Origin of the sequence: Mycobacterium ostraviense (assembly GCF_002705925.1) — a bacterium.
GTDB lineage: Bacteria > Actinomycetota > Actinomycetes > Mycobacteriales > Mycobacteriaceae > Mycobacterium > Mycobacterium ostraviense.
In genome coordinates, this window is the sequence record NZ_NKRE01000001.1 from 4,358,857 (window position 1) to 4,380,000 (window position 21,144).

The 21,144-nt window shown below is 66.9% G+C and carries 18 protein-coding genes and 2 pseudogenes; 11 read left to right on the forward strand and 9 right to left on the reverse strand.

The annotated features are described in order from the left end of the window. A partial coding sequence (locus tag CDN38_RS20465) for a PPE family protein (protein WP_142361363.1) occupies positions 1-506 on the reverse strand: 506 nt, incomplete at its 3' end. Between the two features lie 1,055 nt (positions 507-1,561). Here CDN38_RS20465 and CDN38_RS20470 point away from each other — a divergent pair. From CDN38_RS20470 to CDN38_RS31100, 3 genes and pseudogenes are all read left to right on the forward strand, one after another. Then, on the forward strand, positions 1,562-2,977 hold the full coding sequence (locus CDN38_RS20470) for an MFS transporter (RefSeq protein WP_075513486.1): 1,416 nt from the start codon (positions 1,562-1,564) through the stop codon (positions 2,975-2,977). Between the two features lie 588 nt (positions 2,978-3,565). Continuing rightward, positions 3,566-3,744 (forward strand): annotated as a pseudogene (locus CDN38_RS32480) (hypothetical protein); the annotation flags it as partial. Between the two features lie 3 nt (positions 3,745-3,747). Next, positions 3,748-4,026, forward strand: a complete 279-nt coding sequence (locus tag CDN38_RS31100; protein WP_233027214.1) for a carbohydrate-binding protein — start codon at positions 3,748-3,750, stop codon at positions 4,024-4,026. Positions 4,027-4,147: 121 nt separating this feature from the next. Here the strand turns inward: CDN38_RS31100 and stf0 are convergent, their stop codons facing one another. Then, entirely contained in the window at positions 4,148-4,951 is an 804-nt protein-coding gene (stf0, locus tag CDN38_RS20480) for a trehalose 2-sulfotransferase (RefSeq protein WP_075513487.1), read from the reverse strand. Between the two features lie 52 nt (positions 4,952-5,003). Beyond that, complete coding sequence (locus CDN38_RS20485; protein WP_099319149.1) at positions 5,004-6,596, reverse strand: PucR family transcriptional regulator; 1,593 nt, start codon at positions 6,594-6,596, stop codon at positions 5,004-5,006. A gap of 84 nt (positions 6,597-6,680) precedes the next feature. Between CDN38_RS20485 and pruA the strand changes: the two genes are divergently transcribed. Together pruA and CDN38_RS20495 are read left to right on the forward strand one after the other, a co-directional pair. Beyond that, positions 6,681-8,312, forward strand: a complete 1,632-nt coding sequence (gene pruA / locus CDN38_RS20490) for an L-glutamate gamma-semialdehyde dehydrogenase (RefSeq protein WP_075513489.1) — start codon at positions 6,681-6,683, stop codon at positions 8,310-8,312. Further along, positions 8,312-9,271 (forward strand): proline dehydrogenase family protein, encoded by a 960-nt coding sequence (locus CDN38_RS20495; RefSeq protein WP_075513490.1) that lies wholly within the window; start codon positions 8,312-8,314, stop codon positions 9,269-9,271. Before pruA ends, CDN38_RS20495 begins: the two co-directional genes overlap by 1 nt. 228 nt (positions 9,272-9,499) lie before the next feature. Here the strand turns inward: CDN38_RS20495 and CDN38_RS20500 are convergent. The 5 genes and pseudogenes from CDN38_RS20500 to CDN38_RS20520 all read right to left on the reverse strand — a co-directional run. After that, positions 9,500-10,110, reverse strand: a pseudogene (locus CDN38_RS20500) (TetR/AcrR family transcriptional regulator); the annotation flags it as partial. A 4-nt stretch (positions 10,111-10,114) separates the two neighbouring features. After that, positions 10,115-11,284: a lipid-transfer protein gene (locus CDN38_RS20505; RefSeq protein WP_075513491.1), complete on the reverse strand. Its 1,170-nt coding sequence runs from the start codon at positions 11,282-11,284 to the stop codon at positions 10,115-10,117. Next, positions 11,281-11,724 carry a MaoC family dehydratase gene (locus tag CDN38_RS20510; protein ID WP_075513492.1) on the reverse strand — a complete coding sequence of 148 codons (444 nt, stop codon included), beginning with the start codon at positions 11,722-11,724 and terminating at the stop codon, positions 11,281-11,283. The genes CDN38_RS20505 and CDN38_RS20510 overlap by 4 nt, the downstream gene beginning before the upstream one ends. Beyond that, positions 11,721-12,140, reverse strand: coding sequence for a Zn-ribbon domain-containing OB-fold protein (locus tag CDN38_RS20515; RefSeq protein ID WP_075513493.1), 420 nt, complete (start codon positions 12,138-12,140; stop codon positions 11,721-11,723). Before CDN38_RS20515 ends, CDN38_RS20510 begins: the two co-directional genes overlap by 4 nt. Then, positions 12,140-12,682, reverse strand: coding sequence for an FAS1-like dehydratase domain-containing protein (locus tag CDN38_RS20520; RefSeq protein WP_099319443.1), 543 nt, complete (start codon positions 12,680-12,682; stop codon positions 12,140-12,142). The genes CDN38_RS20515 and CDN38_RS20520 overlap by 1 nt, the downstream gene beginning before the upstream one ends. Before the next feature lie 207 nt (positions 12,683-12,889). Here CDN38_RS20520 and CDN38_RS20525 point away from each other — a divergent pair, with 207 nt between their 5' ends. The 4 genes from CDN38_RS20525 to CDN38_RS20540 all read left to right on the forward strand — a co-directional run bounded on the left by CDN38_RS20525 (position 12,890) and on the right by CDN38_RS20540 (position 17,524). Then, positions 12,890-14,347: an aldehyde dehydrogenase family protein gene (locus tag CDN38_RS20525; protein ID WP_075513556.1), complete on the forward strand. Its 1,458-nt coding sequence runs from the start codon at positions 12,890-12,892 to the stop codon at positions 14,345-14,347. Between the two features lie 75 nt (positions 14,348-14,422). Beyond that, the gene (locus CDN38_RS20530; protein ID WP_075513494.1) at positions 14,423-15,331 is read left to right on the forward strand and encodes an alpha/beta fold hydrolase; all 909 of its coding nucleotides are present in this window, start codon (positions 14,423-14,425) and stop codon (positions 15,329-15,331) included. Between the two features lie 3 nt (positions 15,332-15,334). Then, entirely contained in the window at positions 15,335-16,111 is a 777-nt protein-coding gene (locus tag CDN38_RS20535) for an esterase/lipase family protein (RefSeq protein WP_075513495.1), read from the forward strand. A gap of 9 nt (positions 16,112-16,120) precedes the next feature. After that, positions 16,121-17,524, forward strand: a complete 1,404-nt coding sequence (locus tag CDN38_RS20540; RefSeq protein ID WP_075513496.1) for an acyl-CoA synthetase — start codon at positions 16,121-16,123, stop codon at positions 17,522-17,524. 35 nt (positions 17,525-17,559) lie between these two features. On the opposite strand, the gene CDN38_RS20545 is transcribed toward CDN38_RS20540, so the two are convergent. Further along, a complete protein-coding gene (locus CDN38_RS20545) occupies positions 17,560-18,825 on the reverse strand; it encodes an Rv1453 family transcriptional regulator (RefSeq protein WP_075513497.1) in 1,266 nt (421 codons plus the stop codon). 739 nt (positions 18,826-19,564) lie between these two features. Between CDN38_RS20545 and CDN38_RS20550 the strand changes: the two genes are divergently transcribed. Then, a complete protein-coding gene (locus CDN38_RS20550) occupies positions 19,565-19,864 on the forward strand; it encodes a PE family protein (RefSeq protein WP_075513498.1) in 300 nt (99 codons plus the stop codon). A 29-nt stretch (positions 19,865-19,893) separates the two neighbouring features. After that, entirely contained in the window at positions 19,894-21,078 is a 1,185-nt protein-coding gene (locus CDN38_RS20555) for a PPE family protein (RefSeq protein ID WP_075513499.1), read from the forward strand. Positions 21,079-21,144: the final 66 nt, after the last annotated feature.

The window sequence follows — 21,144 nt, forward strand, 5'->3', positions numbered from 1 at the left end:
CCGGATACTTCCTGTTCGCTGCCACTGCACACTTCCTTCCTCCAGGCTCTCAAGATCAAACCTGGTTCGGAAGTCTCCGAGAAACCGGGGGAAGCACAGGTGCCGATGGCCGTGGTGTTCTGGCCCAGAACATTGGTTGCCACCAGCGTCGCCAACTGGTCGCGGTTGGCGATCACCAGAGCCGGCGGCACCGTCGCGGCGAACGCAGCCTCATAGGCGGCCGCTGCCGCACGAGCCCCGCTGGCAGCCTGCTCGGCCTGCGCTCCCGTCGCCGTCGCCCATGCCAGGTATGGTGCGACGGCACTGCCCATTGCCGCCGACGCACTGCCCGACCAACTTTCGCCTTGCAGCTGCGAGATCACGACGCAGTACGCGCGCGATGTGGACTCCAAGCCTGCGGCGAGTGCCTCCCAGGCTGCGGCGGCCGTCGGCATTGACGCCGACCCAGGACCCGAATACATTCTGCCCGAGTTGATCTCGGGCGCCAGGGCCCCGTAGTCAAGTATCAGTCTTTCACCTTCCTCAGTTCCGCCCTCGGTTCCGCCCTCAGTTCCGCTCAGGTCGCGACAAGCCGAGCTGCGGGACTCGCTGAGCACGCGTGGCTAGGTCAGGCAATCGGCGGCTGACCGGGATGTTGCCAAACACAACGGATGCCCCTACAGCGGTTGTGTTGCAACGACTGTGGCTGTCAACGACCACGCGCAGTCAAGGGCGAGCGGGGCTGCTAACGGACGTTGACCATCCGCTGCGTACTCACCTTGACAGCGCCAGTCTCACTGACCAGTCAATAGTCGCATGCAATTATTGCATATAGACATCAAAAGTCGACGACGCACAGGAGATTTACAGCTAACCTTCGGGTGTAACGATGTGGCCTGGCGGCCCGCCGTCGGGGAACTGTCCGGAAGCCCGATCGGCGTGACACGAATTGCATTGGGGGTGGAAGTATTTCGAATCACGGATTGCTGGCAGCGGGACATGTCCGCGGCGACTCTGCTACGGCAGTACCGAATTGACTGTTCGACTGGGTTTCAGTGTTTACGAAAGTCCGGGTATGGTTACGCGGCAAGCTATTTCGACCAGCCAGGCGAGTGCCGCAATTCGGCTGAGGGCTAGATCGGCGGAAAGCGGTGCGGCTCTGCATCATCGCCGCTGCTCGGGCGTCGGCCGTGGCCCGAGGCCGAGCCGGGCCCGAGTGAGGTCCCGAGTGATGTGAAGCCTCGGCTCGGCTGGCAGTACTGGCCGAGTGAGCTGAAAATCTCCTGTGCGTCAGCGATGTCTAGTTGTCGGGTGACCGCGATTGGGCTTCACTATCGGGTGGTCGGTGTGACGGCGTGCAGCGGTGCCGTGTTCGTCATTGCCCAGGTACCACCGGTCGTCTCAATAAGCCCCTGAGAACCGCATTGCGTGGCTGTCCGAACGGGTGGTCATTCGTGACGCGGAGGAAGAGCAAACGCACCGACCCACTGTTGCCTGATCTTCCCGAGTGAATGCACACTAAGCCACCCATGTATTGCCGCTCGGTGGTACGCCGGCATCGTCTGTGAAAGGTAAGTACCGTATGGCGCGACCACACCGCATCGCGGATTGGGATGCGGAGGACGCCGCCGCCTGGCGCGACGGCAACAACGTGATCGCCCGTCGCAATCTGATTTGGTCGAACGTGACCGGGCACATCGCCTTCTCGATCTGGTACCTCTGGTCGGTGATGGTGCTGTTCATGCCGGAGAGCGTCTACGGTTTTTCGACCGGCGACAAGCTGCTGCTGGCGGCCACCGCGACGTTCGTCGGGGCGATCGTGCGCATCCCCTATGCGATGGCTACCACCAGGTTCGGCGGACGCACGTGGGCCGTTTTGTCGTCACTGGTGTTGCTGATCCCCACCGTCGGCGCGATGGTGTTGCTGGCTAACCCCGGCCTGCCGTTGTGGCCATATCTGGTGTGCGCCGCGCTCACCGGATTGGGCGGCGGCAACTACGCCGCATCGCTGGGGCACATCGAAGCCTTCTACCCGCAGCGGCTCAAGGGCTTTGCGCTGGGCTTCACCGGGGGTTTCACCAACCTCGGGTCGGCGGCCATTCAGGCAGTCGGGCTCGTGGTGCTGGCGACCGCCGGCCACCAGGCGCCCTACCTGGTGTGCGCGGTTTATCTGGTGCTGCTGGCCGTGGCGGCTGTCGGCGCGGCACTGTTCCTGGACAACCTCAGCCACGTGATCGACGTGGGCCATGTGCGATCGGTGCTGCGGGTTCCCGACTCGTGGGCAATCTCATTTCTCTACCTGTGCTGCTCCGGCTCGTTCCTTGGCTTCGCGTTCGCTTTCGGCCAGGTGCTGGTGCACAATTTCGTGGCCGCGGGGCAAACCCACGCACAGGCGTCGCTGCACGCGGCGGAGATCGCCTTCATCGGTCCGCTGCTGGGATCGGTGGCGCGGATAGTCGGCGGCAGGTTGGGCGACCGCTTTGGTGGTGGTTACGTGACCCTCAGTGCGGTGGCCGCCATGGCGGGAGCCGGTGGGTTCCTGGTCGCGGTCAGCGCCCACGACGACCTCACTCAGGGGACTCGCGGAGGGCCCACCGTCCATACGATGATCGGCTACATCTTCGGCTTCATCACGCTGTTCATCTGTTGCGGCATAGGCAAGGGCTCGGTGTTCAAGCTGATCCCGTCGATTTTTCAGAATCGCAGTCGTGCGCTGAACGTCACCGCCGCCGAACGCCGCGACTGGGAGCGGGTCATGTCGGGAGCGTTGATCGGGTTCGCCGGGACACTCGGCGGGTTGGGTGCCATGGGGGTCAACCTGGTGCTGCGGCAGTCGTATGTGAGCGCCGGCACCGAAACCCCGGCATTCTGGGTCTTTCTGCTGTGCTATATCGGCGCCACGACGTTGACCTGGTGGCGCTACGTACGCCCACGCGGGCCGGCACCGGCGTTGCGACAACAAACTACGGGGGAGCCGGTCGGAGGGGCTGCCGCCTAACACGGGAGGGAGCATCAACGTGCTCTCCGTGGGAAACCTCCGGCAAGGCCGCAGCCGAATCCTGCAGCGCGCGCATCAATGTCGGTGAATTGATCGCCGGCCCAGGATAATTCGATTTAATGCGGTCCAAACAGCGTGATTTCGCAATGATGTACATAGCCAGGTGTTCCTAAAATACGGCATCACAACAGAATCTGATTCCGAAACGCCGTAAGTACAATATCGTTGACGCATCTCTCTCGTGTGTATGGGTTCGATCACCACAACCGAATAGCGTCGGCATCAACGCGATGTAGTCGAAACACGCAGGGAGTAAACGCAAATGACGAACCGCGTATTGTCTATTATCGGCACGGCAACTTTGATCCCTTGTCTTCAGGTCTTTCTTCCGATGGCTAACGCCTATGCGCATGGCTTTGTCTCGTCTCCGCCCAGCCGTCAAGCTCGGTGTGCACAGGGCGCAGTTCAGTGCGGCGCGATCAAGTATGAGCCGCAGAGTGTGGAGGGCCCCAAGGGGCTTAATTTAACAGCTGCAATGGCGGCCTCGGGCAGTTCGCCGACCTCAATGACGACAGCAAGCCGTGGCGGCCGACGCCGGTCGGCAATACCGTCTCGTTCACCTGGACCAACACCGCCCTACACCGGACCGCCGGCTGGGAGTATTACATCGGTGCCACCAAAGTCGCCGGCTTCGACGGCAAAACGCGCCTCCTGGTGCGACGGTCACGCACACGGTCAATCTGAGTGGGTTCAGCGGTCGCCAGAAGCTGTTGGCCATATGGCTTATCGGCGACACTCCCAACGCGTTTTATTCCTGTGTCGACCTGCAAGTCGGCGGCGGCCAACCGTCCACCAGCACAACGTCCCCGCCGGCCGGCACAACGACGACAGTTGCGCCGCGGGCCAAGGCGTGGGCCGCCGGCGCGACCTACGCGGTGGGTGACACCGTCACCTACAACGGCAAGACCTACCGATGCCTGCAGGCGCACACCGCCTACGACCCGACCTGGACCCCGGCTGCAACGCCGGCGCTCTGGAAGGAGACGTGACCGTTGCCGTCGAGCGTGGGCTCGGCTCCGACCCAGCGCCGGTAAGCGTGCCGAGCCGTCGTCGCGGGTGCGGCATGCGGCGGCGCAACCCGGCGATGTGCCGGGACGGCATCACCTAATCCTAATGAGGCAGCCCGTCCCTTTCGGCATCCGCTCGATAGCGGTCCACCCACTCGTCGGAACGCTGATCGGCCTGCCGCTCCAGCACCGGCGCGGGCGCCAGCCTCGGGTCGAGCCCCAACGCCTCGAGGATGGTGCCGACCAGTTCGGTCAGGTTGCGCCACAACACCGGATAGGCGATCTCCATCGGTGTGATGTTCTCCGCGGCGAACCAGCTGCGCCAGCCCGCTTCCTGGGCGCGCAGCATGGTGACGACATGGGCGATCGCCCCGGCGTGATAGACGGCACGAGCGTCGCGGACCGGATCGGGGCGCCCCCGCCAGACCCGCGTCTGCACCGCACGCCAAAACGACACCGCCTGCGACACGACGTCGGGACGGTAGACATAGACAAGGAACGGGTTCTCACCGACGACGTCGCGGATGGCCGCCTCGAGGCCCTCGCCCGAGCGATCGGGAAGCTCGCTCGCGCGATTCACCAGCAGCGGGGTCTGATTCCACATCAGCTTGCCGCCCCAGACACCGTTGGGCGTTCTGCCGACCGCGCGGATGTAGTCGCGCCAGATCTCGGCCGGAGCGAGGTTCGGCTTACCGCAGTCCAGCGGATCGAGCAGGCGCAGGATCGACTCGTCGTCAACTCCGGCGAACCACTCCCGCGGTTGCGGCGGCTGGCTCGTCGTCGACAGATATTGGAAGAACTCCTGGGGTTCGCCGGCTACGCCGGTGGCGCGCAACGATTCGACCAACAGCGTGCTGCCGCTACGCTGCGATGCCAACACCAGGTATGACGACGGGCGGTCTGCCACGAAAAAAAGAGTATCCGGAAGAAAACTGACTCCGCGCGTGATTCGGCTTCTGTCAACCAGACCGTTCGGTCACGCGCAACCCCAGCGAAAAGAGCAGCCGCACATCGGGATCAGCCAACGACGTCGACAGCAGCTTCTCGATCCGCCGTACTCGATAGCGAACCGTGTTGGGATGCACCTGCAGTGACTGCGCGGCGGCGCCGATATCACCGAAGCTGTCCAAGTAGACCCGTAACGTTTCGGCCAGCGTCGGATCCCGGGCGCGCAGGTCGGATATCCGCGGGTCGACCAGCCGCGCGTGGGTGCCGACCAGCGTGACGATTTCGTCGAGCAGTACGGCGGTGCGTGCTTCGGCCACCGAGGTCACCTGCCCTATCGAGATGGGGTGGCGCACAGCGCTGTCGAGCACGCCCTCCACCTCGGTGCGTGCCGCGGCGATCCCCCGCAGACCCGCGACCGGCGCGGCGATCGCGGCCCGCAGCTGCACGCCCAGCTCGGCGCGCAGCGAGCCGACCGTGCCGCGAACCCATGAGGTGACCGCGCGGGCCGTCGCGGTCTGCGGCAGCACCACATAGATCCGCGATCCGTTGGTCCCCACCTGGGCGTCACGACGAAAAGCGCTGGCGCTCAACGCCAAGACGTCGGTGAGCCGAGCTGGCTGGTTTTCGGCGGCAATGGTGTCGAAGCCGATCAGCGCGGCGTTCCCGTCGCCGGGCAGCCCAAGTTCGCGCGCGATGACGGCCACCTCGACCGGTTCACCATCGGCGAGGCCGAGCAGTTGCTGTACCCGCCGCGCGTGTGTGGAGGGCCGGGCCGCCAGCCTCGCCATGATCCGAGCGGCCAGCACCGCCGCGCCCTGCAACATCTCGTCGGCATCGTCGGCCAGCGGCTGCGAGCCCTGCTGGACCCAGATCACGCCGGCGAATACCGGTGAGTGCCGCGGGGTGATTGCTGGTTGGTGAATCCCGATCGCCAGCCGCGGACGCAGGGCCAGTTCCGGGCGCTCAGCCACCCGGACCACCTCGCTGCTGGCGCGAAGGGCATCGAAAATGCCCCATTGAGCCAGCCATTCCAGATGCTCGGGTGGGCCGGCGCGGCCCAGGATGGACAGCCGGCGCAGCTCGTCGGCGTCTTCGTTGGACGCCGAGTAGGCCAGCACATGAGACTGCGCGTCTTCGATGCTGACCATGCCGTGGATTCGGTCGGCCAGGGACTGAGCCAGGCCGAACAGGTCGGTGCCCGAGTCGTCCATGGGATCGCCGCGGTCCCCGTGATGCTCCAACACGTGATTGACCAGCCGGTAGAGGCGTTCCCAGCGAGCACGCGGTTCCACGGCAACCACCGCCGAGCCTGCTCGGACCGCTTGGGCCACCACCGCGTCGGACGGGTCCTTGACGAAGATCGCCACCGGCGCGCGGGCCTGGTCGTCGACCCAGCGCAGCGCCTCGTCGTCGGTGACGCCGAGCAGAAAGAAGGCGTCGGCCGAGCCCGCCGCTTCGGCCAGGCCCAGCCGTACATCGTCGGAATCGACCAGCGCCGCCGAGGCCACCGTGAGATCCAGCCCCCGCGGGGCTTCGACCAGGCTGACCAGGGTCGCATCCAGGGCAAGGAGTAACTGGCCCAATCCGACACCGGCTACCCGCATATTGTCCGATCCTACTAGCAGCGGTGGCAATCCCTGTCGAATCGGCCAATCGATTCCGGTCCTCGGACGGGGAACCTGGCAGGCATGGACGCGATTACCCAAGTGCCGGTCCCGGTCAACGAGCCGGTACATGACTATGCGCCGAAATCGCCGGAACGCGCCCGACTGCGCGCCGAGCTGGCCTTGCTGTCCGATCATCCGATGGACCTGCCGCACGTCATCGGCGGCCGGCACCGGATGGGCGACGGCGAGCCGATCGACGTCGTCGCGCCGCACCGGCATGCCGCGCGGCTGGGCATCCTGACCAATGCCGACCACGCCGATGCGGCGGCGGCGATCGCGGCCGCCATGGCCGCCAAAACCGCTTGGGCCGCTCTGCCTTTCGACGAGCGTGCCGCGGTATTCCTGCGCGCCGCCGATCTGCTCGCGGGGCCGTGGCGGGAAAAGATCGCCGCCGCCACCATGCTCGGCCAGTCGAAGTCGGTGTACCAGGCCGAGATCGACGCGCCCTGCGAGCTGGTGGATTTCTGGCGATTCAACGTCGCGTTCGCCCGCCAGATCCTGGCCCAGCAGCCGATCAGCGGCCCAGGGGAGTGGAACCGCACCGACTACCGTCCGCTGGACGGCTTCGTCTATGCGATCACGCCGTTCAACTTCACCTCCATCGCGGGCAATCTGCCCACCGCGCCGGCGCTGATGGGCAACACCGTGGTATGGAAACCGTCGATCACCCAGACCTTGTCGGCCTATCTGCTCATGCAACTGCTCGAAGCCGCGGGATTACCGCCGGGTGTGATCAACCTGGTCACCGGCGACGGCTTCGCGGTTTCTGAGGTGGCGCTGGCCGATCCGCGATTGGCCGGCATCCACTTCACCGGATCGACGGCCACCTTCTGCCACCTGTGGCAGCAGGTCGGCACCAATATCGGCCGCTACCAGAGCTATCCGCGGCTGGTCGGGGAGACCGGCGGCAAGGACTTCGTTGTGGCACACGCGTCGGCGCGCCCGGATGTGTTGTCCACCGCCTTGATTCGCGGAGCGTTCGACTATCAGGGCCAGAAGTGCTCGGCGGCGTCGCGGGCGTTCATCGCCCACTCGGTATGGCAGCGGATGGGTGATGACTTTCTGGGGGCCGTCGCTGAGCTGAAATACGGTGACATCACCGACCTGTCGAATTATGGTGGGGCGCTGATCGACCGGCGCGCTTTCATCAAGAACGTCGACGCGATCGAGCGGGCCAAGGGTACGGCCGGTGTCACGATCGCGGTTGGCGGCGAATACGACGACAGCGTCGGCTATTTCGTGCGTCCCACGGTGTTGCTGTCCGACGACCCGACCGACGAGGCGTTCGCAACCGAATACTTCGGGCCGGTGCTGGCGGTGCACGTCTACCCCGACGGGCACTACGAACGCATCCTCGACGTCGTCGATACCGGATCGCGCTACGCGCTGACCGGCGCAGTCATCGCCGACGACCGACGCGCGGTGCTGACGGCACAAGACCGGCTGCGGTTCGCCGCGGGCAACTTCTATGTCAACGACAAGCCGACCGGTGCGGTCGTCGGGCGCCAGCCGTTCGGTGGCTCGCGCGGATCGGGCACCAACGACAAGGCGGGTTCGCCGCTGAACCTGTTGCGTTGGACCTCGGCGCGCACCATCAAGGAGACGTTCGTCCCGGCAACCGACCACCACTACCCGCACATGGCTGCCGACTGATGGCCCGGTTGTTCGCCCGCACCCTGCGCCCGGCCCTGCTGGCGGCCGGCCGGTCCGATAGGTTGCGGCTCATGACCGGGCGCTCGTCGGTGACCCGACGGGTGGTGCGCCGGTTCGTGCCCGGTGAAACGTTGGATAGCGTCCTGGAAGTGGTTGCTGAGCTGCGTGATTCGGGACGTTATGGCAGCATCGACTACCTCGGTGAGAATGTCGCCGACACCGACGGTGCCACGGCCACCGTGCGGGCCTACCTCGACCTGCTCGACGCGCTGGGCCGGCGGGCGGACACGGCATTCGACGGTGTGCGGCCGCTGGAGGTGTCGGTCAAGCTGTCGGCGCTGGGGCAGGCGCTGGATCGCGACGGCCAGAAGATCGCCTTGGACAATGCCCGCACTATCTGCGAGCGGGCCGAGCAGGTCGGGGTGTGGGTCACCGTGGACGCCGAAGACCACACCACCACCGATGCCACCTTGTCGATCTCGGGCGACCTGCGGGTCGACTTCGGTTGGTTGGGCACGGTTGTGCAGGCCTACCTGCGGCGCACGCTTGCCGATTGCCGAGAGCTGGCCTCGGTGGGCGCTCGGGTCCGGCTGTGCAAGGGCGCCTACGACGAGCCCGCAGCGGTGGCCTACCGTGACGGCGCCGAGATCACCGACTCCTACCAGCGATGCCTGTACGTTCTGCTGTCCGGTTCCGGGTATCCGATGGTGGCGTCGCACGACCCGGCGATCATCGGCGCGGCCGGCAGCATGGCTCACGAATTAGGGCGTAGCGCGAGCGATTTCGAATACCAGATGCTGTATGGCATCCGCGACGACGAGCAGCGGCGACTGGCCGCCGACGGTAACCAGGTGCGGGTTTACGTGCCGTTCGGCAGCCAGTGGTACGGCTATTTCATGCGCCGCCTGGCCGAACGCCCGGCGAACCTGGCGTTTTTCCTGCGCGCCTTGGCGCAGTGAGTGCATCGAGTGTGCGTTGTTGGCGCCGAGTGTGTGTTGGTGGCGTCGAGTGCGCCCACCGGGCGGGTTTTCCGCGGCGCGGCCGCCCTGGCCGCACACTCGACGCCGCCGCTGCACACTCGACGCCGCCGCTGCACACTCGAAGCCCTGGCTGCACACTCGACGCCGCAACCACCCACCCGACGCCGCCAGCCGCACACTCAGCGCAGCTTCGACGCCGCGGGCAGACCGCGGCCGGTCACCGCAAAAACCCCGTACCACATGCGCACGCACGAAATCGGCTACGGCTTCCGGGGCATCGGGGTCGTCCAGATTGCGGATCGGCGATGGCGTGGTGAACAACGAGAATAGGATGCGCGCGAACCACTCCCCGGCGGCCTCGACATCGAGGTCCTTGCGTACCTCGCCGGTGAGCTTGGCCGCGGCGAGGTAGGGCGCGAAGAAGTCGATGCTTTCGCGCAGCAGCTCGGCGGCATCCTTGGTCAGCAACAGGTTGATCGCGTCTTCATCGACATAGGTTGCCGACGTGATCGCCCGCCGTCCCGAGTAACGAATACCGCTGCGCAGCAAAGCTTTTCCTCCAACGTGCTCACTCGGCTCATCGACTGGGCCATTTCGCGGTAGAACTGGTGGGAAGCGTGTTCGGCACAGGCCTCGACAATGGCTGCCTTGTCCGGGAAGTACTCGTAGACGGTGCTGCGGGATACCCCCGCCAGCCTGGCGATGTCGACAATGGTCGCCTTCTGCAGTCCGTGCTCGCGGAAACAGACGTATGCCGCCCCGATGATGAGCTCGCGCGTATCGCCCGCCTGGAGCACCGCGGAAGCCCGAGTCGTCACGCGCTCACCCGGCTGGCGCGAGAATCAGGCCGCTGGTGGGCACCCCGGTTCCCGACGTGACCAGGACATGTTCGACGCCGTCGACCTGGTTGCAGGAGGTGCCGCGCACCTGACGAACCGCCTCGGTGATGCCGTTCATGCCGTGGATGTAGGCCTCGCCCAGCAGACCACCGTTGGTGTTGATCGGCAGCATCCCGCGCAGCGACAGGTTCTCGACGGTGGCGAAGTCCTTGGCCTCACCGCGCGCGCAGAAGCCGAGTTCCTCGAGCTGAACGAATACAAAAGGCGTGAAATGGTCGTAAAGGAAAGCGGTTTGGATATCGGCGGGCTTGAGACCCGAATTCCGCCACAGCCGCCGGGCCACCACCCCCATCTCCGGCAGGCCGGTGATGTCCTCGCGGTAATAGCTGGTCATCATCTCGCCCTCGGCGGCGGCGCCCTGGGCGGCCGCGGTGATCACTGCCGGTGGCTGCCGGAGGTCCCGCGCCCGCTGCGTGCTGGTCACCACCAGCGCCACACCGCCATCGCTTTCCTGGCAGCAGTCCAGCAGTCGCAGCACGGGTTCGACGATCCAGCGTGAATTCTGGTGGTCTGCCAACGTGATCGGACGCTGATAGAACCACGCGTCGGGGTTGCGGGCCGCATGGGCACGGTCGACGACGGCGATCGCGCCGAAGTGTTCGTTGGTGACGCCGTAGGCCGACATGTAGCGCTGGGCGTGCAGCGCGACCCACGCTGCCGGAGTGAGCAACCCGAACGGTGCGTAATGCGCCATGAACAGCGGAGTTTCGCTGCTGGTGCGCCCGCTGCCGCCGAACCGCAGGCCGGAACGCTCGTTGAACGCGCGGTAGCACACCACCACGTCGGCCACACCCGTGGCTATCGCCATTGCCGCGTGGACCACCGTCCCGGCTGCCGCGCCGCCGCCGTGCGGCACCCGGCTGAAGAAGTTGAGGTCGCCGATTCCGACGTTGCGCGCGACGGCGATCTCGTCGCTGGCGTCCATGGTGAAGGTGACCATGCCGTCGACGTCGCCGGGCGCCACACCGGCGTCGTCGAGTGCGGCGCTGACCGCTTCGCACGCCAATTGCAGCTCGCTGCGCCCGGATTCCTTGGAGAACTCGGTCTGGCCGATTCCGGCGATGGCCGCGGCACCGGCCAGCGAGCCGGTCATGCACCTGCCTTGTCGAGCAGGCTGAGGATGGCGGTGCCGGACACGTGCTTGCCCAGGCTGTTGGCGGCCTGGAACGTCACTTCGACGAAGTTCTCGCCATCGGAGCCGGCCGACTTGCCCGTCACGCTGCCGGTGAAGCGCAGCGGGTCGTCCGGAAAGCACGGTACGCCAAGGCGAATCGAGAGCTTCGTGACCATCGCCTCGGGCCCGGCCCAGTCGGTGAGGAAACGGACGCACAACCCGTTGGTGGTCAGGATGTTCATGAACACGTTGGGCGAACCCTGCTTGTTGGCGTAGTCACGGTCGTGATGCACCGGCATGAAGTCTCGCGATGCGATCGCGCCGGCGACGATAACTGTTACAGTGACCGGGATTTCGAGCGGGGTCAGCTCGTCGCCCACGGCCACGTCGGCCCATCTCAGAGTACTGACCGCCGTCATCGAGATCCTCCCGGGACTCGCCGGCCGGGCCGGAATTGGTGCAGCACCAGGTCGTTCTCGAAGGTCTGGTAGTACACCTCGACCGGCATCCCGACTACGACGTCAGCCGGATCGATCTCACCCAGATTGGACACCAGCCGCACCCCTTCGGCCAGTTCCACCAGCACGACGATGTAGGGGTAATCGAAGAATGGAAACCGCGGCTGGTGCGGCATCACGTAGCTGTAGACGGTGCCGCGGCCCGACGACTCGACAGCCGTCCAGTCCAGGGAGCGGCACCCCGGACACATGGGACGCGGCGGGTGGCGCAACGCTGCGCATCCGTTGCAGCGCTGGATCAGTAGTTTGTGCTCACGCAGGCCGCGCCAAAAGAATTCGGTGTCCGGGCTGATTGCCGGGGCCGGGCGGGTCGCCATCAGCGCTTAGGCCTGAATCGCAGGACCCGGAATCGTTGGCGACCCAACACCTCTGAATGCTGGTCGACATAGGTCGTCACCCAGGTGAGGAAGAAGCCGGTGCCCAGCGCGGTCTCCTTTTCGTCGGAGACGTCCTCGTACACCGTCATCGCACTGATTACGTCGCCCAGCCGCGGGTAGCGTTCGATTTCGAACTCCGAGTTCACCGCCACCGTGCTGGTGTAGCCGGCCTCGTCGAGGAATGCCGTTGGATTGGAAGTGATTTCGGTCGGAGCTCCGCCCCGCTCCCGGATCCCCTCGAGCTTCGGGGCCGGCATTGTCCACGTCTGGAGCATGACCGGCGGCGACACGATGCCGCCGAACCTCGACGTGGCCGCGAACTCCGGATCCAGATACACCGGGTTCATGTCGTCGAGCGCATGCGCCCAGTGCCGAATCATCGGTTGGTTGACCGGATCCGGCGCCACCAACGGCTTTCCGGTACCACCGGTGTGCTGCCCGACGAGAGCCCGCACCTTGGCGCGGAACTCGGCTGACGCCACAGCGCCCTCCCGTTGCAGATCGGTCAGAGAACCAGCGAATCCGACACATCGACACAAGATGTTCGCCAATTGTTGTTTACCCGGGGGCGACGTTGCTTGTCAATATGCCTGAAATTGCCGGTAATTCGGGCTGACGCTCGTTGACTCCGGACTGCGGCCGGTGTACACCAGGGGTTGATATGACCGATATGCGGTTTGGGGATGCGGATGGCTGAATCACCTCTTGTCGACAGCTACCAGCTCTATATCGGCGGACGCTGGGTCGAACCGCACAATGGCCGCTACGACGACATCTCGCCATCCACCGGCGCGACGATCGCCACCGCGCCGGACGCCAGCGTCGGCCAGGTCGCCGAGGCGATCGAGGCCGCCCGTCGCGCATTCGACGAAGGCCCCTGGCCGGCGATGAGCCACCAGCAACGCGCCGGCTGCCTGACTCAGCTCGGCGAGGCGCTGAAACAGCACGCCGACGAGTTCTTCAGCTTGTCCCAGGCCGAATGGGGCTGCACGGCCAACGAGCGCATGATGCAGATCGACAGCGTGTCCTTCATCGTGCAGCGCGCCGGCCAACTCGCCACCACGCTGCGCGAGGAGCCGATCGGATCGGTAGGCGCCGGTGCCACCGTGCTGTGTCACGAGCCGCTGGGTGTCGTCTCCATTCTGACGCCGTGGAACTTTCCGCACAGCCTCAACGCCATGAAGGTCAGCCGGGCGCTGGCGGCCGGCAACACCGTCGTGCTCAAGCCGTCGCCGCTGACCCCGCTGGCCGGGTTGGCGCTGGCCAAGATGATCGACGAGCACACCGACATCCCGCCCGGGGTGGTCAACGTCGTCACGCCCGGCAGTATCGAGGCCAGCAAGCTGCTGGCCGTCGACCCGCGAATCGACATGGTCAGCTTCACCGGCAGTTCGGCGGTCGGGCGGGAGGTGATGGCCGCCGCGGCCGGCACCATGAAGCGGGTCCTGCTGGAGTGCGGCGGCAAGTCGGCGAGCATCGTGCTCGACGACGCCGCGCTGACCGACGAGTTGCTGCAGCGGATGCTGTTCGAGTCCTGCCTGTTGCATGCCGGCCAGGCGTGCATCCTGCAGAGCCGGCTGCTGCTGCCCGACGCGATGCACGACGACGTCGTCGACCGGCTGGTGGGGCTGGCGCGTCAGGTGAAGGTTGGCGATCCCGCCGATCCGGGGGTCCAGATGGGCCCGTTGATCAGTGAGCAACAACGGCAGCGAGTCGAACACCTGATCTCCCGGGCGCTCGGCGACGGCGCCACCCTGGCCACCGGGGGCCGGCGCCCGCCGGCGCTGGAAACGGGCTTCTATTACGAGCCGACGATCCTGACCGGCTCGACCCCGGACGCGACCATTGCGCAGGAGGAAGTCTTCGGGCCGGTGGTGACCGTCATGCGTTACCGCGACGACGACGAGGCGGTCGCGATCGCCAACAACTCGCAGTACGGCCTGTCCGGCGCGGTGTGGGGCACCGACGCTGAACGCGCCGTCGGTGTCGCGCGCCGCATCCGCACCGGCCAGATCGCGGTGAACGGTTTTGGTCCCGGCGACGCGCCGTTCGGCGGCTTCAAGCAGAGCGGCCTGGGCCGCGAGGGCGGCGGAATCGCCGGCCTGCACCAGTACATGGAGCCCAAGGCGATCGGGATGCCCGCCTGACCGGATGCGGCAAAACGGCCCGTGCCGGACCCATTCCGGATTGTCACAGCAAAGTTCGCATGCGAAGCTCTCGGGATGGTCGTCGCAATTGCCCGTCCCAAGATCGAGGGAAACATCGCGGTGGGGGAGGACCGCCAGATCGGTTTCGCCGAGTTCGGCGCCCCGCAGGGACGTGCGGTTTTCTGGCTGCACGGCACCCCCGGGGCCCGCCGGCAGATTCCGACCGAGGCCCGGGTCTATGCCGAACACCACAACGTCCGGCTGATCGGCGTCGACCGGCCCGGCATCGGCTCGTCGACCCCGCATCAGTACGAGACCATCTCCGCGTTCGCCGACGACATGCGGACCATCGCCGACACGCTAGGAATCGAGAAGATGGCCGTCGTCGGCCTGTCCGGCGGCGGTCCCTACACGCTGGCCTGCGCCGCCGGGCTGCCCGACAAGGTGGTGGCCGCCGGGGTGCTCGGTGGCGTGGCACCGACGCACGGTCCCGACGCGATCACCGGCGGCGTGATGAACCTCGGTGTGCGGGTGGCGCCGTTGCTCAAGCTGGGCGGTAGCCCGCTGCGGCTGTCGGCCAGCCTGCTGATCCGGGCGGCCCGGCCGGTCGCGTCCCCGGCACTGGACGTGTACGCGCTGCTCTCACCCCAGGCCGACCGGCATCTGCTGGCCCGTCCCGAGTTCAAGGCGATGTTTCTGGACGACCTGCTCAACGGCAGCCGCAAGCAACTGGCCGCGCCGTTCGCCGACGTCATCGTGTTCGCCCGGGACTGGGGATTCCGGCTCGAGGAGGTGAGGGTCCCGGTCCGCTGGTGGCACGGCGACCACGACCACATCATCCCGTTCTCCCACGGAGAGCACGTCGTTTCGCGCCTGCCCAACGCCGAGCTGTTGCACCTTCCGGGAGAAAGCCACCTCGCCGGGCTCGGCCGCGGCGAGGAGATCTTGGCGACCTTGATGAAGGTCTGGGACGAGGAGGGCTGACCCATGTCCACGACCAACCCCGTCAGCGCCCCGCCACTGGCGCTCTACCTCACCGACATCCCGCGCGCGGTGGCCGAGTACGGGCAATTGGTCAGTGTGCTGCCGCTGCGCCGGATGCTGCCGGTCGGCGACGGGCATCCGGTGCTGGTGCTGCCCGGCCTGCTGGCCGGCGACGGTTCCACCTGGACGCTGCGGCGGCTGCTGCGCCGCCTCGGGTATCGGGCCCACGGCTGGGGCCTCGGCCGCAACATCGGTCCCACGCCCGAAGCGGTGCGCGGCATGGAACTGCGCCTCGATGAGCTGCACGCCCGCTACGACGTTCCGCTCTCCCTGATCGGCTGGAGTCTGGGCGGCATCTTCGCGCGCGCGCTGGCCCGCCGTCATCCGTCGGCGGTGCGTCAGGTGATCACCCTCGGCAGCCCGTTTCGGATGGAGGACGAAGGCCAGACGCGCGCGACCCCCAGCTTCAAGCGTTACGCCCACCTGCACTCCGAACAGCATGTGCTGCCGTTGAAGTCCGAAGCCGAACCCATGCCGGTCCCCGCGACGGCGATCTACTCGCGCTTCGACGGTATGGTCGCCTGGCAGACCTGCATCAATCCGCCCGGGCCGCGCAGCGAGAACATCGCGGTGCTGGCCAGCCACATCGGTTACGGCCACCATCCGGCGACGGTGTGGGCCATCGCCGACCGGCTGGCGCAACCGCGGGGCAGCTGGACCCCGTTCCGTCCGCCGGCGATACTGCGGCCGCTGTTTCCGGCCGTCGACTGGTCTGGGTAGCCTGCTCAGGTGCTGCTGGCCTCGCTGAACCCCGCTGACCCATCCGCCGCCGACCTCGCCGACGCGGTCAGCATCGACGGCGTCACACTCAGCCGCAGCGACCTGGTCGGCGCCGCGACGTCGGTGGCCGAGCGGGTCGCGGGCGCGCACCGGGTCGCGGTGCTGGCCACGCCGACCGCCGCTACCGTGCTGGCCGTCACCGGTTGTCTGCTCGCCGGCGTGCAAGTCGTCCCGGTACCGGCTGACGTCGGGGTGGCCGAACGCCGGCATATGCTCACCGACTCCGGCGCGCAGGCGTGGCTGGGACCGGTACCCGGCGAAACCGAAGGGCTGCCGCACATTCCGGTGCGGTTGCGGGCCCAGTCCTGGCACCGTCATCCCGAGCCGTCTCCCGATGCCGTCGCGATGGTGATCTACACCTCGGGCACCACCGGCCTGCCCAAGGGCGTGCAGCTGAGCCGGCGCGCGATCGCCGCCGACCTCGACGCACTGGCCGACGCCTGGCAGTGGACCGCCGATGACGTTCTGGTGCACGGGTTGCCGATGTATCACGTACACGGCCTGGTGCTCGGTCTGCTCGGTTCGCTGCGGGTCGGAAATCGGTTCGTGCACACCGGAAAACCGACGCCGGCCGGATACGGGGCCGCGGGCGGCACGCTGTATTTCGGGGTGCCGACGGTGTGGTCGCGGGTGGCGGCCGACCAGGCTGCCGCCGAGGCGCTCAAGCCGGCGCGGCTGTTGGTGTCCGGCAGCGCGGCGCTGCCGGTGCCGGTTTTCGACAAGCTGGTCGCGGTGACCGGGCACCGGCCCATCGAACGCTACGGCGCCTCGGAGTCATTGATCACCGTGTCGACCCGGGCCGACGGCGAACGCCGCCCGGGTTGGGTGGGCCTGCCGGTGGCCGGTGTGCAGACCCGGCTGGTCGACGACGGCGGTGACCCGGTCCCGCATGACGGCGAAACCGTTGGCAGGCTTCAGGTTCGGGGCCCGACGATGTTCGAGGGCTACCTGAATCGACCGGATGCCACTGCTGAAGCCTTCGAAGCCGACGGTTGGTATCGCACCGGTGACGTCGCGGTCGTCGACGCCGGCGGCATGCACCGCATCGTGGGACGCGAGTCGGTCGACTTGATCAAGTCGGGCGGATTCCGCATCGGTGCGGGCGAAATCGAGACGGTGCTGCTGGGGCATCCTGATGTGGCCGAGGCCGCAGTCGTCGGAGTCCCCGACGCGGACCTGGGCCAGCGCATCGTTGCCTACGTCGTCGGCTCAGCCAACCCCGATGACTTGATTCAGTTTGTCGCTGACCAGCTTTCGGTCCACAAGCGCCCACGTGAGGTGCGGATCGTGGCGTCGCTGCCGCGCAATGCGCTGGGCAAGGTGCTCAAGAAGCAATTGCTGCCGGAAGGCTGAATCGGCTCGAATTGGCTCGAATTGGCTCGAATTGGCTAAGCCGGCACGCCGTCGTCGTGACGAGCGGGTGCGGGCAGATTGCCGATGTTGGTGCCGCGCCACCTCAGGGCTTCGAGCGCGACGGCGACCTCGACGGAGGTGCGGCCCAAAGGCCGCGGCAGGAGTCGTTGAGCGGACTCGATTCGGCGCAGCAAGGTATTGCGGTGTGTGTAGAGGCGCTTGGCGGCGCGGGAGGCGTTGCACTGCTCGTTGATGAACGTCAGTAGCGTCGTCTGCAGCTCCGGGCTGGCCGATTCCAGGTCCCCGAGCGTGCTGGAGATGAATTCGTTTGCGGTTTGCGGGTTTTGGGTGACCAGAGCGACCATCTGCACGTCGGAGAAGAATGCCACCCGCTGGCCGGACTGCAGTCGGATCAGGGTGCGCTGCGCGGTCAGCGCCTCGAGGTGGCTGCGCCGGAACCCGCCGGTCCCGGTTGCGGTGGTTCCGATGGCGATGCGCGCCCCGGCAGTGTTGTCCAGCGCCCGCTCAACCGCGGCGATGTCGAGGCCGGCGGCGTCGGCCAGCCACACCCAGCGGGTGGCCGCACTGGCGACCACGGTGAGCTGTTGCGCATAGCCCACGGCGTGGCTGAACGCGTCGGCGGCACGATCGAGATCGCCGTGGTCGCCGTCGATCTCGTCGCTCCAGACGATGGCCGCAGTGTGCGCCCGGTTCAAAGGGTAGCCCAGCCGAGCCTCGGCGCGCTCTCGGCTGATCGGGGCGCCCTCGAGAAGGAGCCCGACCACCTCGAGGCGCTCGGCATGGCTGCCACGGTTGAGTTCGTGGTGTTCGAGCTGGATTTGAGCGGCGATGCCGGCAAGTGTGGCCTCGATGAAGTCGTTGACCGACCGGGCGGAAACGTCGAGAAGCTCGCGCAGCTCCGCAGGATCGGCGGTGAGATCGAACGCAATATGCAGCCACAGCCTCCAGGCGATGTATTCCCCGGCTCGATAGACGTCGTGCGCCAAGGTGTCCAGGCCCCGGCGCACCAGGTCGCGGGCCATGCGAAGCGGCTCCGTACCCAGGTTGGGCGGCACCGCTGCGCCGGGGTCGCGCATATTGGCGGCCGCCCAGTGCACCAGGTTGGCGCGGTTGGCCTTTTGGACGACCTTGGACAGGACAGGATCATCGGCGATGGCCGGGTTGGCCGCGACCGTGGCACGATCCAGCTCCGCGATCCATTCCGGGCCGGGGTTGAGGGCGATCCGGGCTCCTTCTCGGATGAGCTCGCGAACTCGCGGCGAGGGTCGTTGCCGTACCACGCGCTGATTCTAGGATCGGCAGTTGGTGCTGTAGGTTATGGTTTTCCGCTGTCGGGTCGGACTTCCTTTTGTCGCCCTTGCCCTCTCGGATTCACGGCGGCAGTGCCATTGTCCGTTTGCCGCCGACGTGGTATGCGCCACGGCCGCAGTCGCGGATTCGCGAAGTCGCTGGTTGCGCGGGCGCCAAGCCACTTGGCCGCGTGGACCGGGGACACCATTGCAGTGGCCGGCTTACGGGACCCGACAATTGTGCTCGTCGGGAGGCGAAAGGTAACCCGGCAACCAGCCCCGGTTGCGGTGGTGCCGATCCGCTCAATTCAGGCTGAACATATCTCGGCTACTGCTTGATTGGCTCGATTGGCGGGGCGCCGCCGCCAGAACCGTGCTCATCAAGCATCCCCGTTTGGAACGGGTTGCGGCGCAGTGCGATAGCCGACCCGCGATGAACCCGCCGGCCGGTCCGGGACAACGTGCCGCGCTGTACACCCACGGTGCACTTTGCACCTGCGGCCGGGCCCAATGGGGAGGATTTCACCGCTGGCCGGACCCGTTGGTGCAGTTTGCACCTCCGGCCGGCCTGTTCGGGTGAGATTAACCTGTTGCGGTCGTTGCCTGTTCGCAATCATCAGCGCCAGTTCATCACCGCCGACCCGACCCGTGGCGGAGAGCGTGGGCCACCGGTGACCCGACGATCAACGGTATTGCCGGGCGGATGCCCGGCTCTCGAGGAGGTAACCGCATGTCCTTTCTGACGGCACAACCAGACGCGCTGGCGGCCGCAGCGGCCAATCTCGGGTCGGTCGGTGCGGCACTGAGCGCCGGCAATGCCGCTGCCGCGGCTCCGACGACGGGTGTGTTGCCTCCGGCCGCCGACGAGGTCTCGGCACTGGTCGCAGTGCAGTTCGCGGCGCACGCGGCCAACTATCAGGCGGTGAGCGCGAAGGCCGCCGCGATTCATGATCAGTTGGTCGCGACTCTTGCCGCGAGCGCCGGCTCGTATGCCGCCACCGAAGCCGCCAACGCCGCGGCCGCCCAGTAACCGGCCGCGTTCCGAGAATAGGACTGACGATGGATTTCGGAGCATTGCCGCCGGAGATCAACTCCGCGCGGATGTACACCGGGCCCGGAACGGGCTCGCTTCTGGCCGCCGCGCAGGTCTGGGATGGCGTGGCTGTCGATTTATACAGCGCTGCGTCCACTGTTCAGTCGGTGATCTGGGGATTGCTCGTCGGGCCGTGGCGGGGTTCGTCGGCGGGCTTGATGGCCGCGGCCGCTGCGCCGTACGTGACGTGGCTGGGGATCACCGCAACGCAGGCCGAACTGACCGCCGACCAGGCCCGGACGGCGGCGACAGCCCATGAGACGGCTTTTGCCATGACGGTGACGCCGGCCGTGATCGCCGAGAACCGTGTCCAGCTGGTGACGCTGATCGCGACCAACCTGTTCGGGCAGAACACCCCGGCGATCGCGGTCACCGAGGCCGAGTACGGCGAGATGTGGGCTCAGGACGCCGCCGCGATGTATGGCTATGCGAGTTCGGCGGCAGTGGCGGCCGAGACGCTGACGCCGTTCGACGAGGCCCCGGAGATCACCAACGCCGGCGGGCTGGTGCAGCAGGCCGCGGCGGTCGAGGAGGCCACCGACACCGCCGCGGCGAACCAGCTGATGTCCACCGTGCCGCAGGCGCTGCAACAGCTCGCCGAGCCCACCCAAGGCACCACACCCTTCACAACCGTGGGAGAGCTCTGGAAGGCGATTTCGCCGCATCTGTCGCCGATCAGCAACATCGTCTCGATGCTCAACAATCACGTTTCGATGCTCAACTCCGGCATGTCGATGACCAACACGGCGAGTTCACTGATGAAGGGCATGGCTCCGGCGGCCGCCAAGGCGGTCGAAGCCGCGGTCGAAACGGGAGCCAGGGCCATGGGGTCGCTGGGAAGTGGGTTGGCTCCCTCGGGGATCGGTGGCTCCGGGGTCGCGGCGGGTTTGGGCCGGGCGCTGTCGGTCGGCTCGTTGTCGGTGCCGCAAGGGTGGGCGGCGGCGAATCAGGCGGTCGTCCCGGCGGCCCGGGCATTGCCGTTGGCCGGCCTGGCCAGCGCCGCCGAAACTGGGCCCGCGCCCATGCTCGGGGGGCTGCCGCTGGGGCAACTGGCCAACGCGGGCGGTGGCAACGGCGTCAGCGGCGTCAGCGGCGTGCTGCGGGTCACGCCGAGGCCCTATGTGATGCCACGGACGCCGGCCGCCGGGTAGCGGCCGAATCCCGGCGCCGAGTGTATGTTGACGGCGCCGAGTGTGCCGTCAGGGACGGCCGATCGT